Annotated in this window: 11 protein-coding genes; all 11 read left to right on the top strand. The window is 42.9% G+C overall.

The features are described 5' to 3' along the window. The first annotated feature begins 133 nt into the window (after positions 1 to 133). The 11 genes from R9C00_19550 to R9C00_19500 all read left to right on the top strand — a co-directional run bounded on the left by R9C00_19550 (position 134) and on the right by R9C00_19500 (position 17,247). The gene (locus tag R9C00_19550) at positions 134 to 1,489 is read left to right on the top strand and encodes an alpha-L-fucosidase (GenBank protein ID WPO33897.1); all 1,356 of its coding nucleotides are present in this window, start codon (positions 134 to 136) and stop codon (positions 1,487 to 1,489) included. A gap of 35 nt (positions 1,490 to 1,524) precedes the next feature. After that, positions 1,525 to 2,262, top strand: coding sequence for a GDSL-type esterase/lipase family protein (locus tag R9C00_19545; protein ID WPO33896.1), 738 nt, complete (start codon positions 1,525 to 1,527; stop codon positions 2,260 to 2,262). A 313-nt stretch (positions 2,263 to 2,575) separates the two neighbouring features. Then, a complete protein-coding gene (locus R9C00_19540) occupies positions 2,576 to 4,948 on the top strand; it encodes a PDZ domain-containing protein (protein WPO33895.1) in 2,373 nt (790 codons plus the stop codon). Between the two features lie 2 nt (positions 4,949 to 4,950). Further along, positions 4,951 to 6,594, top strand: coding sequence for a hypothetical protein (locus R9C00_19535; GenBank protein ID WPO33894.1), 1,644 nt, complete (start codon positions 4,951 to 4,953; stop codon positions 6,592 to 6,594). Positions 6,595 to 6,602: 8 nt separating this feature from the next. Further along, positions 6,603 to 8,339 (top strand): alpha-L-fucosidase, encoded by a 1,737-nt coding sequence (locus R9C00_19530; protein WPO33893.1) that lies wholly within the window; start codon positions 6,603 to 6,605, stop codon positions 8,337 to 8,339. Between the two features lie 45 nt (positions 8,340 to 8,384). Then, a complete protein-coding gene (locus R9C00_19525; GenBank protein WPO33892.1) occupies positions 8,385 to 10,028 on the top strand; it encodes an FAD-dependent oxidoreductase in 1,644 nt (547 codons plus the stop codon). A gap of 29 nt (positions 10,029 to 10,057) precedes the next feature. Beyond that, positions 10,058 to 11,572 carry a glycosyl hydrolase family 28 protein gene (locus R9C00_19520; protein WPO33891.1) on the top strand — a complete coding sequence of 505 codons (1,515 nt, stop codon included), beginning with the start codon at positions 10,058 to 10,060 and terminating at the stop codon, positions 11,570 to 11,572. Positions 11,573 to 11,691: 119 nt separating this feature from the next. After that, positions 11,692 to 12,483, top strand: a complete 792-nt coding sequence (locus R9C00_19515) for a DUF1961 family protein (protein ID WPO33890.1) — start codon at positions 11,692 to 11,694, stop codon at positions 12,481 to 12,483. 6 nt (positions 12,484 to 12,489) lie between these two features. Continuing rightward, positions 12,490 to 13,923 carry a hypothetical protein gene (locus R9C00_19510; protein ID WPO33889.1) on the top strand — a complete coding sequence of 478 codons (1,434 nt, stop codon included), beginning with the start codon at positions 12,490 to 12,492 and terminating at the stop codon, positions 13,921 to 13,923. A 144-nt stretch (positions 13,924 to 14,067) separates the two neighbouring features. Further along, positions 14,068 to 16,485, top strand: coding sequence for a glycoside hydrolase family 3 N-terminal domain-containing protein (locus tag R9C00_19505; protein WPO33888.1), 2,418 nt, complete (start codon positions 14,068 to 14,070; stop codon positions 16,483 to 16,485). Between the two features lie 45 nt (positions 16,486 to 16,530). Further along, a complete protein-coding gene (locus R9C00_19500) occupies positions 16,531 to 17,247 on the top strand; it encodes an SGNH/GDSL hydrolase family protein (protein WPO33887.1) in 717 nt (238 codons plus the stop codon). Positions 17,248 to 17,296: the final 49 nt, after the last annotated feature.

Below are 17,296 nucleotides of genomic sequence, written 5' to 3'. Positions count from 1 at the left end.
ATTGAAATAATAAGTCAAATTATATAGCTGGCAGCCAATAGGTAGCTGTTGCTGCCAGCTTTTTTTTGCACCGATAGTTATCGGGAATACGGAGGTTCTATTTTAATAGCTGTAATATTAATATTCAAATGAAATGAAAAAACTACTAATTACATTCATACTTCTACTTTTCCAATTTGGCTTACTCTTTTCCCAAGACTACTCAAAAGAAACCAAGGCAGAGCGTGATGCCCGCATGGAATGGTGGCGTGAAGCCCGTTTCGGAATGTTCGTTCACTGGGGGCTGTATGCAGAACCTGCCGGAATTTACAAAGGAGACTCGGTAAGGGGAAATGCAGAATGGATCATGGACAAATTGGATATTCCAATAAATGAGTACGAACAATTCGCAGGCAAATTTAACCCCGTCAAGTTCAATGCAGACGAATGGATATCCATAGCAAAAAATGCTGGGATGAAATACATCGTCATCACCACCAAACACCACGAAGGCTTCTGCTTGTGGGATTCGGAAGTAACAGATTATGATATAATGGACGCTTCGCCGTTCAAAAGAGATATTTTAGAAGAACTGGCAAAAGCATGTGAAAAAGAAGGAATCAAATTGTGTTTTTACCATTCCATTACCGATTGGCATCACCCCGATGCACAGGCTCCCCTTTTCCCCAACTACAATGCAGGGCAGAAAGATCAAACGGTTCATAACCCCAAATTCCCTTCCTATTACAAAAACTACCTAAAGCCTCAGGTAAAAGAACTCCTAACCAAATACGGTGAAGTGGGCGTAGTATGGTTCGATGGAGAGTGGATTCCAGATTATACCACTGAGATGGGCAAAGAAATGTACAATTTTATTCGTAGTATCCAACCAAATACGATCATCAATAACCGTGTGGACAAGGGCAGAAATGGTATGGCGGGTATGAATGTAGATGGAGATTTTTTAGGTGATTTCGGTACACCAGAAAAAGAAGTGCCTGAAACAGGTTTGAGCACCGATTGGGAGTCGTGCTTGACCATGAACGGTTCTTGGGGGTTTAAATCATTTGACCATAACTGGAAAAGCTCGGAGTTACTGCTCCACAACCTCATAGATATCGTTTCTAAAGGTGGAAATTTATTGCTGAACGTTGGCCCAACTGCAGAAGGGCAGATTCCAGGGCCAAGTGTGGAAAGGTTACAAGAAATGGGTGAATGGATGAAGGTAAACAGCGAATCGATTTACGGAGCAGGGCTTAGCCCGGTAAAAACTCCAGAGTGGGGTAAATATACGAGCAAGCCAGAAGCAGTATATGCACATGTGTTCGAATGGCCAGAAAACGGTCGCCTTGTAATAGATAAAGAGTTAAAAGTAAAAAGTGCAAAGCTCTTGGCAGATCCAAAGGCAAAGCTTAAAATAAAAGTAGGCAGTAAGGGAACGACCATCCATCTTCCAAAAGAAGCTCCTGATAAAGTTTCTTCAGTTATTAAGCTGGAAATTAGTGAGTAAACAAAATATTGGTTTACGTAAAAAGTAAAAGATAGATGAAGTTTTTTTTCTTGTTTCTCGCATTGTTTCTTTGTATTTTTATTACCAATTATGGAGTTGCACAAGTAATAAATGCAGGAATAGGAGGGAACAATACGTCAGATTTGCTAGGTAGGCTAGAAAAGGATGTGCTGGAAAAAAAACCAGATTTAGTCATACTGATGGTAGGAACAAACGACTTGCTAAACTCCAGAAAGATGATTTCCCACCTGAAATACGAAAAGCAATTGGGGGAAATAACCAGCAGGTTAAAGAAAGAGGGAATTGAAGTACTGATGATGAGCTCTTTGCCAGTGGATTCTGCTTATCTGTACAAAAGGCATGACCGGCTTTTGTACAAAGAATCGCCGAATGAAATCATGGAAAAGGCAAGTTGGATCGTGAGCAAGGTCGCAGATGAAAACGAGGCTCTTTTTCTCAACCTATTTGAAAAATTTAGAGCGCTAAACCTACCTCGCCATAATGAGGATTTGTTTATCAGGAATCCAAAGAATAGCGGGGCAACCGATGGGGTTCATCCAACAGCATTAGGTTATAGGTTTATTGCCGAAAACATATTTCAATTTCTAAAAGAAGAAGGTTTGCTTCAAGGGCAAAAGAAAATAATTTGCTTTGGAGATTCTATTACTAACGGTGTGGGAAACAAAGGAGGAGGGACTACTAATGGTGAAAATTACCCCTCTTTTCTGTCAAAGAGAATAAGTGGCTATAGAGAAAAAATAGCTGATAAATAGGTAAATGGAAGCTTGTTAAGCGGGGCATCTTTGTGCTCAAGGGCGGAGATAGTAAATCACAAAGAGGAATGAGTGTCCAGTTACACAGACCGGAAAAATATGTTAAAAGAGAAGTTAGCATGTTTAGTATGGGCTATAAGCAATGGAAACTTTTTGGAATGTACTAAGCAAAAAATATTACTTGGCACACAGTGGCGAAACATATTCTGAAATATCAATTTCAAGTGTATTTCAATACGTTGTTTTTATCCAGTTAATTTTTTAATTAAAGAGTTGTTGAGCACTGTGTCCAAAACATAAATCGATTAACAAAATGAAAAGAAAAATATTGTGTTTTACCATTATCTGCGTTGTTTTTTTGATAGGTTGTAAAAAAACTAAAGTCGAAATCTATGTAGGTGATAATGGGCAGGCTATTAGTGAAGGGACGAAAGACGCCCCTTTTTCAAAAATTAACGATGCGATAGCAAAAGCTCGTCAACTAAAGCTTCAAGATGCTAGTACCAGTGTGGTAATTAATATCTTGCCCGGACAGTATTTTTTATCATCTCAAATTGTTATCGATCACATTTTAAGCGGGCTAGAGATAAAAGGGGCAGGGGGTTCTTTGGTGACCATAAAAGGCTCTGCCCCTTTAGACCTGAGTTGGGAAAAATCGGAGGCGAATATTTACGTTTCGTCTCTTCCCACAGGGCTTGATTTTGACCAGTTTGTGGTTAACAATAAGCTACAAATTTTGGCTCGCTACCCCAATTATGATGAAAATGGTGGCTACTGGCAAGGGCATGCCGAAGATGCTATTTCCAAAGAAAGAGTAGCAACATGGAAAAAGCCCGAGGGAGCAATTTTTAATGCCATGCACCGAGGGAAATGGGGAGGCTTTCATTACCTCATCTCCGGGGTGGATAGCTTGGGAAATGCTATTTTAGAAGGAGGAAAACAGAATAACCGACCATCAAGTCCGCATAAGGAATACCGGATGCTGGAAAATGTATTTGAAGAATTGGACAGCCCAGGAGAATGGTATGTAGACAAATCAACCAACAAAATTTACTACTGGCCAGCCGAGGGAATCGATCTTTTAACCGCAACTTTTGAAGGGGTTGTACTTAAAAAGTTGCTTGAGATCAAAGGAACTGAAGAGTCGCCGGTGCGAGATATTTCTATTGAAGGAATAAAGTTTGAGTTTGCCCAAAGGACGATTATGGAAGCTTACGAGCCTTTGCTTCGTAGCGACTGGACAATTTACCGAGGAGCAGCGGCTTTTATTGAAAATGCCGAGAATTGTTCGGTGTCGGATTGCGAGTTTACCAACTTAGGAGGGAATGCCATTTTCGTGAGCGGCTATACCAGAAATATAAAACTTGCGGGCAACCATATCCACGAATGTGGTGGAAGTGCTATTTGTTTTGTTGGTCACCCTTCTGCTGTTCGTTCCCCTTCTTTCCAGTATAGCGAGTTTGTTCCCTTGGAAGAAATGGATACGGTTGTTGGTCCAAAAAATGACTTGTACCCCAAAGATTGCATCGCTGAAAATAACCTGATCCACCGAATAGGACGGACCGAAAAGCAAACGGCAGGCGTCCAAATAGCGATGGCGATGGATATCACTGTTCGGCATAATAGTATTTACGATGTGCCACGGGCAGGGATCAACATTGGAGATGGTACCTGGGGTGGACATATTTTGGAATACAACGATGTGTTCAATACTGTTTTGGAAACAGGCGATCATGGTTCTTTCAACTCTTGGGGGCGTGACCGCTTTTGGCATCCCAAGCGAAATGTGATGGACAGCATGATCATGGCAAACCCAGAAATGCCAAAGTGGGATGCGATTCACACCACAATCATCAGAAATAACCGCTTTCGTTGCGATCATGGTTGGGATATTGACTTAGATGACGGCTCTTCAAATTATTATATCTACAACAATTTGTGCCTCAATGGAGGGATCAAACTACGAGAAGGGTTTTATAGAGTAGTAGAAAATAACATTACGGTAAACAACACTTTGCATCCACATGTTTGGTTCGCCAACTGTGAAGATGTTTTCCTCCGAAACATTGTCAGAGATTCATACAAAGATGTAAATGTATTGAGCTGGGGAAAAGAACTCGATTATAATTTATTCCCCGACGAGGAGTCGATGATGAAGGCGCAGATTTACAACATCGATGCAAATAGTTCCTTTGGCGATCCTCAGTTTTCCAATCCTTCACAGCTCGATTTTAGCGTAGCCGAAAACTCTCCAGCCCTTGCCCTCGGGTTCAAAAATTTCCCCATGGATGAATTCGGAGTAGTGAAACCTTCATTGAAAAAGCTGGCAAAAACACCCGAAGTTCCTGTGCTGAAAAGTGCCGAAGAGCTAAGAGGAGATATTAGCCCAGTGGTTTCTTGGTTGCGCAACGAAATTAAAAGTGTGGATTCGAAGGAAGAGCAATCGGCTTATGGACTCAACACAGCCGAAGGAATAATTATGCTGAGAATGTGGGGAGGAAGCTACGCTGCACAGAGCGGTGGTTTGAAAAAGAAAGATGTAGTGCTAGAAGTGGAAGGTGAAAAAGTCAAAAATGTAAAAGACTTTTTTGGAGCATTAAAAAAACACAATCAATCAAAAGAAGTGAAAATGCTTGTCATGAGAAATCAAACGGAGCAATTGCTTACAGTCAAAGTAAATAAATAATTATGAGCCAGTTACGATTAATAGTTGCATTTTTTATTTGTGGAATATTCCTGATCCTCGAAGCAAGCTATGCTCAAGAAAGTAAGGTAATAGACACAAATGCTAATGGAGAAAAGTTTGAGCATTACTGGAGCAAGGGCGTGGGTGCAGGAAGGGCAAACGAGGGTTTGCGGGCTGGTTGGTTAGAACAGCTTCAGGTAGTTCAGGAGAATTGTGGCTTCGAATATGTCCGCTTCCACGGGCTTTTCCACGAAGACATGTTCCCCGTCCTCGAAAGCAGAGGCAAAATTGTGTACAACTGGCAATACATCGACGATTTGTTCGACCGCATGCTCGATTTGAATGTAAAACCTTTTGTAGAGCTAGCATTTTTGCCCAATCAATTTGCTGCTGAAAATTCAAAAACCGTGTTTTGGTGGAAGGCTAATATTACTCCTGGTGAAAATTACGCCGAGCAGTGGCATGATCTTGTAAAAGCATTCACGCAGCATTGCGTCGATAGGTACGGAATTGACGAAGTGCTAACTTGGTACTTTGAGGTGTGGAACGAACCTAACCTATACCCACTTTTTTGGGATGGTACAAAATCTCAATATTTCGAGCTGTACAAGCAATCGGCACTAGCTGTACGCTCGGTAGATAACCGACTTAAAGTTGGCGGGCCTTCTACCAGTAATTTCGTTCCCGATGCCCGCTTCGATGGGGAAATTGAAGACCGGGAAGCTGCCAAAGAAGTTTTTACCATCGATGATATAAACACCCTAAAGTGGCATGGCGTATGGATCGAAGACTTCCTCAAATTCTGCGAAAAGGAAAACCTACCTGTTGACTTCATAAGTTGCCATCCTTACCCCACCGATTACGCTTTTAACCCCGAAACAGGAAAGGGAAGAGGGCTTACCCGCTTTGTAGGCTCTACCAAACTCGATTTGGAATGGCTGAATGAAATCATTTCCAAAAGTGCTTTTCCCGATGCCGAGCTGCATCTAACTGAGTGGAACACTAGCCCAAGTAGCCGCGATGCTATGCACGATTTTCTACCTCCGGCAGCATACATCGTAAAAACCAACCTCGATTGCATCGGCTTAACCAACTCGCTGGCATTCTGGACGTTCACCGATATTTTTGAAGAAAAAGGAGGCGCGGCAAGTATTTTCCACGGAGGATTTGGAATGATCAATTTCCAAGGAATAGTAAAACCCTCGTACCACGCCTACCGCATGCTGCATCATTTGGGGGATGAAAAACTCTACAAAGACGAGTACCTGTTTGTAAGCCGAAATTCGGGCAACGGAAAAATTTCTGCATTGGCTTACAACTATCCTAAAGAATACGAAGGAGCTGTTCCTGCTGGAAGAAACAAACTAGAAAAAGGCACTTCTAAATCGCTCCAATTTTCACTGTCGGGCCTAAAGCCAGGTACACAGTTCAAAATTGAAACCTTGGACAAAGACCACGGAAACATCCACAATTACTGGGAAGCGATGGGAAAACCAGAGCCACCTACACGTGAGCAGGTGAAAGTGATGAAAGACTTTGCAAATACTTTAAAAACCGAAATCTTAACTGTAGGGAGTGATGGAAATCTAACCATTGAGCAAACCTTGACTCCATGGAGCGTGGTGCTGATAGAACAAATAAATTAATTGATACAATGAAAAAACACTTCACAATACTTACGATTTTAGCCTTACTCCTCAGCATTGGTTGGGGCAAACAAAAGGCGAACGCACAGCAAATCACAGACGAAGAACGCATGGAGTGGTGGACCGATGCCCGTTTCGGTATGTTCATCCACTGGGGGATTTACTCCGTACCAGCCGGATTTTACAAAGGTGAGGCACAAACCAACTCTGCCGAGTGGATCATGAACAAAGGCAAAATTCCTTTGAGAGAATACGAGAAATTTTCCGACCTGTTTAACCCAACTCAGTTCGATGCCAAAACATTTGTTGGATTGGCAAAGGAAGCAGGCATGAAATACATGGTCATTACCTCTAAGCACCACGATGGTTTTTCCATGTTCGATTCAAAATCCAATCCTTTCAATGTGGTAGATGCAACGCCATTTGGGCGAGATGTGCTCAAAGAACTCGCCGAGGAATGTGCCAAGCAGGATATCAAATTCGGGTTTTATTATTCCCAAGCACAAGACTGGAGTCACCCAGGAGGGCTGGGAAATAACTGGGACAAAAAGATGCAGCGGGTAAGCGCCGATGTATATGTACGGGAAAAAGCACTTCCCGAGGTAAGGCAATTGCTGACTGAATATGGAAAAATCGCCATTTTTTGGTGGGATACTCCTCGGAAAATGACCAAAGAGGTGATCGATAGTTTGTACCATATCACTACCGATTTGCAGCCAGCTATCATTACCAACGACCGATTGGGCGATGACTATCCGGGCGATCATAAAACCTACGAGCGCCATTTGCCTAAGCAAAAACCCGAAGCACCCTATTGGGAAATTTGCCAGCCGATAAGTGGCAGTTGGGGCTACCGCAGCGATGACCAAAAGTTTAAACCTGTTTCCACCCTGCTCAGAAACTTGGCAGATGCCAGCAGCATGGGTGGAAATTACCTGTTAAATGTGAGCCCAACTTCTTTGGGAACTTTAGCCCCCACAGCCGTGAACAATTTGAAAGAAGTTGGCGCTTGGATGAATAAAAACAGCGAAGCTATTTACGAAACAGAGGCAAGCCCATGTGGCAAACCCGATTGGGGATATGTTACCATGAAAACAGTTGGCGGCAAAACCAATTTGTATCTCCACGTGTTCGACTGGCCAGCCGATGGTAACCTCCTTGTACCCATAAAAAATAAAGCACAAAAAGCGTATTTATTAGCCAATAAAAACAAGGCTTTCAAAACGAAAGCTGGCAAAGACGGGTTGGTGGTAAGCCTAACGGGCACGGCCTCCGATCCAATTAACTCGGTGGTGGTGCTTCAGTTGGCGGGCAAGCCAAATGCAATTCCCCCGAAACCTTTTGGGCAAAATGAGGAAGGCATTGTAGCTTTTTATACAGAGCGTGCACAATTCCAAAACTTGCAAGGGCCGGGCGCTCGCTACAACAGCTCGAAAGACTGCGTGGGAAGTTGGAATAGCGAAACAGCTGTGGTGTACTGGAATTTTTCCATAGAAAAACCGGGTAAGTTCAAGGCGGCGGCAATGACTGCTGGCCTGGAAGATACGGAGTTTACCGTGGAAATAAATGGGCAAACAAAAACGGTGAAAATTCCAAAAACTGGAGGTTACGACAAATTTGAATCTTTAGAAATTGGCGATTTTGAAATAAATAAATCAGGTGATTATAAAATCACTTTTAAGCCAGTTGCGGGAGCTTGGAATCCTATCAACTTGAAGGAAGTGGTGATGAAGCCCGTCAACTAAGAGCATATTTAAACATGCGCTAACAACCTTTTAATACAATATGAAATGAAAAGATATGTACTGCCATTCTTGCTGATTTTGGCAACTGTTGTTGCTTGTACTACTACCAAGACTGAAAAACCGTCTGATTCAGATGTGGTGATCTATGGAGGGACTTCGGCAGCCATCACGGCTGCGGTGCAGCTTGCGCAGATGGACAAATCAGTCATCATCGTTTGCCCCGAGACACATATTGGCGGACTTTCGGCAAGTGGGCTAGGGTTCACCGATGTAGGCGATAAAAGCGTAATTGGCGGGCTTTCTCGTGAGTTTTACCATCGTGTGTATTTGCATTACCAAAAAGAGGACGCATGGAATTGGCAGCCGAAGAATGAATACGGCAACGAGGGGCAAGGAACTACGGCGATCAACGACAGCATGCAAACCATGTGGACATTTGAGCCGCATGTGGCAGAAGGAATTTTTGAGGCATTTATAGCTGAAAATAGGATCACTGTTTTGCGTGATGAGTGGCTCGACCGAGAAAATGGGGTAGAAGTAGTGGATGGGAAAATCAAGTCCATCACTATGTTGAGTGGGAAGAAATTTGAAGCGGAAATTTTCATGGATGCCACGTACGAGGGCGATTTGATGGCTGCCGCTGGCGTCACTTATACCATAGGGCGAGAAGCCAACAGTGTGTATGGCGAAACTTGGAACGGTGTGCAAACCAACGAATTTCACCATAGCCATAATTTCCAGCAGCTTAACATTAGCCCTTATGTAATCCCCGGCGATTCTACAAGCGGCGTATTGCCCCGTATTTCTACAGACCCTCCTGGGGAAAAAGGGTCTGGCGACAAGCGCATTCAGGCGTATAATTACCGCCTGTGCACCACCAATGCTGAAGGCAACGTAGTGCCTTTTGAGAAACCAGAAAATTACGATTCTACGCAGTATGAATTATTGAGAAGGGTATTCAGAGGTGGCCGGACTTCTATGTTTGGAGGTGGAAAAATTCCCAATAAAAAAAGGGATGTAAACAATGTAGGCCCTTTTAGCTCCGACAACATCGGGATGAACTACGAATACCCAGAAGCCTCTTACGAAAAAAGGAAAGAGATACTGGAAGAGCATATCAACTACCACAAAGGCTTGCTGTACTTCTGGACTCACGATGAAAGCGTGCCGGAAAGGTTAAGGGAAAATATAAAAAAATGGGGCTTGGCAAAAGATGAATTTGTGGATAATGGCCACTGGCCTTACCAGATTTATGTGCGGGAAGCTCGTCGAATGGTTGGAGAGTTTGTGATGACCGACAATGAAATACTGGGGAAAAAGCCTGTTGAAAAGTCGATTGGGATGGGCTCGTATGCCATGGATTCGCACAATACCCAAAGGTACATTACCGCTGAAGGCTATGTGCAAAACGAGGGCGATTTGGGGGTAGAGCCTGGGCAGCCTTACCAAATCCACTTGGGAACAATTCTTCCTAAAAAAGAAGAATGCAAAAACTTGATCGTGCTCACAGCTATATCGAGTTCGCACATTGCTTTTGGCTCTATTCGGATGGAGCCGGTATTCATGGTGCTGGGGCAAAGTGCTGGGATGCTTGCAGGTATGGCGGTTGATGCCAACAAAGATATTCATGACATAGAATATGAGCAGTTGAGATCAAGGTTGTTGGAAGCCGAACAGGTTCTGAATTAAAGGTTTGTATTCTATTAATATCAAGACTTATGAAGCGTAGTATTGGGTTTTATACAAATTGTCGAAATACAACAGTACTTCTTTTTTCAATAGGAATTCTGGCTTTTAGTGCGTGTACAAAGCAAAAGGTAAAAGTATATCCAGCACCGGAGGGCGTTGAGCTATCCAAAGCTTTCGCTGTGGAAGTAGAGGGGCAGGCAGTGCCTGTTTATAAAACAAAAATCCCACCATCAGAACCGATACCTCGCCTAAATCACTCGCGCAAAATATTCGGATTTGCTTCATTCGCTTCTTTCGATATGAAGGAAAAAGTGGAGGTTAAAATCACTTATCCTGAGGCGGTTAGTTCTGTGAAAATATTGCCGACGTCCTATGGGATTGAAGCAAAATTTGATGGGAATGACATATCGTTTTCTGTAGATAACCCAGGCAACCTGACCATTGAAGTGAATGGAGATTGGCATGAATCGTTGCATATTTTTGCCAATCCTTTTGAAGAAAATATTCCTGACCCAGAAAGTTCTGATGTCATTTATTTTGGTCCAGGAGTCCATGATGTAACCAGTGTGGCACTAGAGGATGGTCAAACAGTTTATATAGCTGGGGGGGCTTATCTCCGCTGTGGAATGGAGAAGGATGAGAAGAAGGTAGAAATACGTGGGTCAGAAAAGAACTTACCTACCTTTTTTATGGAAGGAAAAAACATCACTATCCGTGGGAGGGGCATTATTGACCAGTCTGCTATTCCAAGGGCGCGCAGAAGGCACACCATATTTGCCCAGCATTCTAAGAACATAACTATTGAAGGGGTAACTATCTGCGATCCCAGCCACTGGACCGTTCCGATTCAGAGTTCCGATGATATTCATGTTGATAATATCAAAATCCTTGGCTGGAGAGGAAATGCGGACGGGGTTGATATTTCTAATTCAAGAAATGCTTTAGTGGAGAACTGCTTTTTTCGCACCCTTGACGACGCCGTGGTGATCAAATCTTTTGAAGGGCGTGGGGAGGTAAAAAACATCCATACCCGAAAGTGTGTGGTCTGGAACGAACTTGCCCATTCTTTGAGCATCGGGGCTGAAATATGTGAAAATGTCAGTGATATACTTTTTGAAGACTGCGATATTATCCATGATGTTGGGCGGGAAACGGCACTTCGAGTTTACCATTGCGATGATGCGGTCATCAGTAACGTAACATTTGAGAATATCCGAATAGAGGAAGCCCGCAGGTTAATATCTTGTTGGATTGGGAAGACGAGATGGACAGAAACAGAAGAACGGGGCAACGTCAGAAATGTGATTTTCAAAGACATCACAGCCATTTCCGCACCTATCGATACAACCCTCACTGGATTTCAGGATGGCACAGATTGGAAACCGTATATCATTCGCGATCATGCGAGTATGGAGCTGGTAGGATTTGATAAAGACCACACTGTAGAGGGTGTGTATTTTGAAAATGTGGTTCTAGACGGAAAGAAAGTTGTCGCTGAGCAGGTAACGATGAACGATTTTGTAAAAGATGTTCGGTTTGAATGAAAGGAGGAGAAATCAATCAGAAATCAATCTTTACGGTGTGAAAAAAGGGATGGGCTTTAAAGAAGAAATGGTCTATTCAGTTCCCGAATACGAATATTAATCAGATGAAATAAATTGCTATGAAATTAAGACTATTATTTTGGGTATCAGCTGTTTCATTTACTTTTTTTAGCTGTTCGGTGAAAGGGCAACAGGATTTTGAAAGCTTGAATGCTTCATCCGACTGGAAGTTGCAATTATCAGATGATTGCACGAGCAATTGGGAAGAGAACTGGTTTAAAGATGGGCTAATCTCAAAAGTGGTGCAGGATGAAAAAGGCATGGATTTAATTGCCGGACCTATCAATAGAAACGATGCGCACCATACGGTTTTGTGGACCAAAGATTCCTTCAAAGGAGATATCAAAATTGAGTATGACTACACCCGAACAGATTCGCAAATAGTGAATGTGAACATCTTGTATATACAAGCTCAAGGAATTGGGAATGAAGGTAGGGGAAAGGATATTACGGAATGGAACGAGTACAGAGAAGTGCCGACCATGAGTAAGTATTACTACAACATGAACCCGCTCCATGTTAGTTATTCGGCTTTCCCCATGGTGAACGAAGATCCTGACAATGATTACATAAGGATACGAAAATACCCCGCAGAAGAAGGCAAGTTTGGAGAAACAGAAGTGCCTCCGGCATTTTTTAAAACTGGACTTTTTTTACCAGGCATCACCTACAAAATCACGGTTATCAAAACGGGTTCGAAGCTCCACTTTCAGGTAAAGGGCGAGGGTGTGGAGAAATTATATTCTTGGGACTTAGATGAAAAACAATCACCTAAGGAAGGGCGAATCGGGTTGCGCCACATGTTTACCCGCTCAGCACGATACAGAGACTTTAAAGTTTATACAAAATAGAGAAAAATGAGAAAACTATTATTCAGCACTATTAGCATAGTATTTTTTGGAATAAGTACTCTTTCTGCACAGAAAGTAAGTGTGGTGTATACTACCCCAACTGAGCGTTGGGTTGAACCCAAAAAGTCTGCGGCAAAAGTAGAAAAGGAAGTTTCTAACCCAGACATTACCATCTATACCGATAGTGTATTACAGGAAATTGATGGCATTGGCGGTGCGTTCAACGAATTGGGCTGGACGGCTATTCAAGCATTGCCAGCCACTCAATCGAAAGAAGTTTTTAATGCACTGTTTTCCGAAGAGGGTTGCAACTTTTCCATGTGCCGTATTCCACTGGGGGCAAGCGATTACGCTCTAAGCTATTATTCCTCCAACGATGTTCCCGAAGATTTTGTAATGCGTGATTTTAATATCGACAGGGACAAATTCATTCTCATTCCTTACCTCAAAGAAGCCTTAAAAGTTCGTCCTGATTTGCAAATCTGGGCATCACCATGGACGCCTCCAGCTTGGATGAAAGTGAACGAACATTATTCGACCCGAAGTGGGGATTGGAACGGTCGCCCTGATGGAAACCGAATGACCCCTGGTGCAGAGGTTTTCAACAACGCAACGGCATTTAAAATGCAGGAAAGGTATCTTCAGGCTTACGCTTTGTACTTCTCGAAATTTGTACAAGCTTATGAAAAAGAAGGTATTTCGCTGTGTGCCATCCAACCTCAAAACGAAATTGCATATGCGCCTAACTGGCCGAGTTGTACTTGGAGAGCAGAGGATATGTCCTATTTTATTGGACACTTTTTAGGACCACAGTTTGAAAAAGATAACATCAAAGCTGAAATCTGGTTGGGGACCATCAACTGGGGCAAGCCAGACTATGTGAGAACCATTTTGGACGACAAAGAATCTAAGAAATACATTAAAGGAGTTGGGTTTCAGTGGGGAGGTTCTAAGTCCATTCCCACCATTGCGAAAGAGTACCCCGATTACAAGTTCATGCAAACTGAAAATAAATGTGGTGAAAGTGAAAATGACTGGACTTCGGTAGCAAGATCGTGGGAAACCATCGTGCATTTTTTCAACAACCGAGCTGGTAGCTACATGTATTGGAATATGGTGCTGGACGAAACGGGCAAAAGTGCATGGGGCTGGCCACAAAATTCTATGGTGGTGATTGACCGTGAGAAGCAAGAAATCAATTATACCGATGAATTTTACCTATTCAAGCATCTTTCGCATTTTGTACAACCCGGCGACCATGTGCTGAAATCTTCGGAAGGCAAAAACCATTTGGCCTTTAAACTGAAAGACGGACGTGTGATGTTGCTGCTGAACAACCCTGAAAAGGAAGCGAAAACAATAAACGTGATGGTTGGGAAAACACCAGTTTCTATTGAGTTACAGGCATCATCTATTAGTACAGTGACGGTTGGTAAGTAACAGATTATTGAGGGCTGACAGAAGATGGGGAAATCACTATTACTGCTGTTTAGGGACGACATTTCCCTGTATTCTGTCAAGTGCGTTGGAGTCTTTAGGTGCTTTCAGATAAAATAACAAGTCAAATTATCAAACCAATGACCTATGAAAAATACTAGATTATATGCGCTTATTTTGTTTTTTCTCTTTACCTCATTTGGTACTAAGAAAGGGCAAGATACGATCTATCATGAGGGTTGGATTGACTTCAATAAAAACGGCTTAAAAGATGTATTTGAAGACCCGACAGCACCACTGGAAAGCAGAATAAACAACTTGCTCTCATTGATGACTGTTGAAGAAAAAACCTGTCAGATGGCTACCTTGTATGGCTATTCTCGGGTGTTGGAAGATGAAATGCCCAACGAGAGTTGGAAGCAGCGGGTTTGGAAAGATGGGATTGGAAATATAGATGAACACCTAAACACGCTTCACGGCAGACCCTCTACTTATACAGAACATTCTTTTCCCTATAGCAACCATGCGCTTGCCATCAATGAAATACAAAAATGGTTCATTGAGGAAACTAGGATGGGGATTCCTGTCGATTTCACCAACGAAGGAGTTCATGGCTTATGTCATAAAAAAGCAACCTCATTGCCTGCGCCCATTGGCATTGGAAGTACTTGGAATAAGCAGTTGGTTGGCCAAGCAGGCCAGATGGTAGGTAGGGAAGCTAAGGCTTTGGGTTATACAAATATCTATGCACCTATATTGGACCCTGCCCGAGACCAGCGGTGGGGGAGATGTGTGGAAAGCTATGGCGAAGACCCGTACCTAGTTGCTGAGCTAGGCAAGCAAATGGTATTGGGGATTAAGTCTCAGGGTGTAGCGTCTACTATTAAACATTTTGCGGTTTATAGCGTGCCCAAAGGAGCGAGAGACGGGGAGGCGAGAACGGACCCACATGTAGCGCCAAGGGAAATGCACCAATTACATTTATATCCTTTCAAAAGAGTAATAAAAGAAGCGTCCCCCATGGGAGTGATGAGCAGTTATAATGACTACGATGGCGTTCCTGTTTCTGCAAGTTCTTATTTCCTGACCGAGCTGCTCCGACAAAAATATGGCTTTGATGGATACGTAGTTTCTGATAGTGAAGCAGTTGAGTTTATTAGTGACAAACATAAAGTAGCAGGAGATTACAAAGAAGCAGTTCGTCAGGCTGTAGAGGCAGGGTTGAACGTGCGAACAACATTCAGAACTCCTGAGTCATTTATCGAGCCCTTGCGCCAGTTGATTGCTGAAGGAGCTGTTTCAATGAAAACAATCGATGCAAGAGTTGCCGATGTATTGTCTGTAAAATTTAGGCTAGGACTATTTGATGAGCCGTTTGTAAAAGACCCTAAAGAAGCTGATAAAATAGTACACACGTCCGAAGCTGAAAAGTTATCAAAACAAATCAACAGGGAATCGTTGGTATTGTTGAAAAACGAAAACAACCTCCTTCCTTTAGACCGTAAACAGTTGAAAAACGTATTGGTAACCGGACCTTTGGCAGATGAGGTCAGTTTTACCTATAGCAGGTATGGTCCTGCTGAAAATCCATCGGTATCCGTATATGAAGGGATTAAAAAGTATGGAGGAAATGAGTTAAATGTGACCTATGCAAAAGGGTGTGATGTGATAGACCCTCATTGGCCTGAAAGCGAAATTATTACCTATCCGTTGAGCAAAGAAGAGCAAGCCGCTATTGATGAGGCTGTGTCAAAAGCGAAAGATGCGGACGTGATTATTGCAGTTGTGGGGGAAGACGAAGAGAGGGTAGGTGAGTCAAAATCTAGAACCGACTTAAGGCTTCCTGGAAGACAACATCAATTAGTTCAGGCATTATACGCAACTGGAAAACCTGTTGTGCTAGTGTTGATCAACGGGCAGCCCCTCAGCATCAATTGGGAGAATAAATACCTTCCCGCAATCTTGGAAGCTTGGTTCCCAAGCAATTCGGCTGGCGATGTAATTGCCGAAACCCTTTTTGGAGCGTATAACCCCGGCGGGAAACTCACCCTCACTTTTCCAAAAACGGTAGGTCAGATACCTTACAATTTCCCCTTTAAGGTAGGATCACAAGCAGGACAGTCCCTAGATGAACAAAATGGGATTGGAAGCACCCGGGTAACTGGAGCTTTGTACCCTTTTGGATACGGGTTGAGCTATACAACATTTGGCTATAGCGACCTGAAAGTAACCCCAACTTCCTTGAAACCTCAAGCCAATGTACATGTATCCTTTCAACTCACTAATACGGGTAAGGTAGCCGGTGATGAGGTTGTCCAATTGTATGTAAAAGATGAAGTGAGTAGTGTAACTACTTATGACTCCCAACTTAGAGGTTTTGAACGCATCCACCTGTTGCCAGGAGAGACAAAGACCATCGATTTTGTGCTGCATCCAGATGATTTGGTTTTGCTAGACAAAAATATGAATTGGACTGTCGAGCCTGGTACTTTCAAGGTAATGGTAGGCAGTTCATCGGAAGATATTAGGCTGAGCGGGGCTTTTGAAATTGAGACTTTGAACTAAATGAGGAAGCATATAAATGCTCCGAAAAGTATAAAAATTAAAAAGATGAATTGGAAAGTAGAAAATAGGGGTTTCCCCAAGCTAAAAATGCTGCTATGTGTGCTGCTCGTCAGTTTGGCTGCGCCGTTGCTGGCACAAGAGCAAGATTGGGCAAATTTGGGGAAATATGCAGAAGCAAATGCCAAGTTAGCAGCACCTTCTCCCGAAGAAAATCGGGTGGTTTTTATGGGTAATTCGATCACCGAAAAGTGGGAAACCTACGACTCCGCTTTTTTTGCAACTAATCCCTACATCAATCGGGGGATAAGTGGGCAAGTAACCTCACAAATGTTGCTCAGGTTCAGACCAGATGTGATAGAGCTACAGCCCAAAGTGGTGGTGATTTTGGCCGGGACAAATGATATCGCCCAAAATAAAGGACCAATCAGCATCGAGCAAATTGCAGGCAACATTTTCTCAATGGCAGAACTGGCGAAGGCAAACGGGATAAAGGTGGTTTTGGCAGCAGCTCTGCCAGCTACTTCTTATTCGTGGAGGCCTAATATAAAACCAGCAGACTCTATCGTCGCCCTCAATAAGCTGATTAAAAAATATGCAAAGGAGAACAAGTTGGTCTACGTAGATTATTACAAGCCAATGGTGAACAAAGAGAAAGGGCTTAAAAAAGAATATGGAAGGGATTCGGTACATCCTAGCCTAGAGGGCTATAAGGTGATGGAATCGCTGGTTGTAAAGGCGATTACAAAGGCTTTAAATAAATAAGAATATACGAGATTGTTGCTTGTAAGTGTTTGATAGTAAGCTTAAAAAG

The sequence above is a fragment of the Flammeovirgaceae bacterium SG7u.111 genome (assembly GCA_034044135.1).
Classification (GTDB): Bacteria; Bacteroidota; Bacteroidia; order Cytophagales; family Flammeovirgaceae.
Note: the sequence above shows the minus strand (reverse complement) of the source record. Positions and strands in the feature narration are given on the sequence as shown.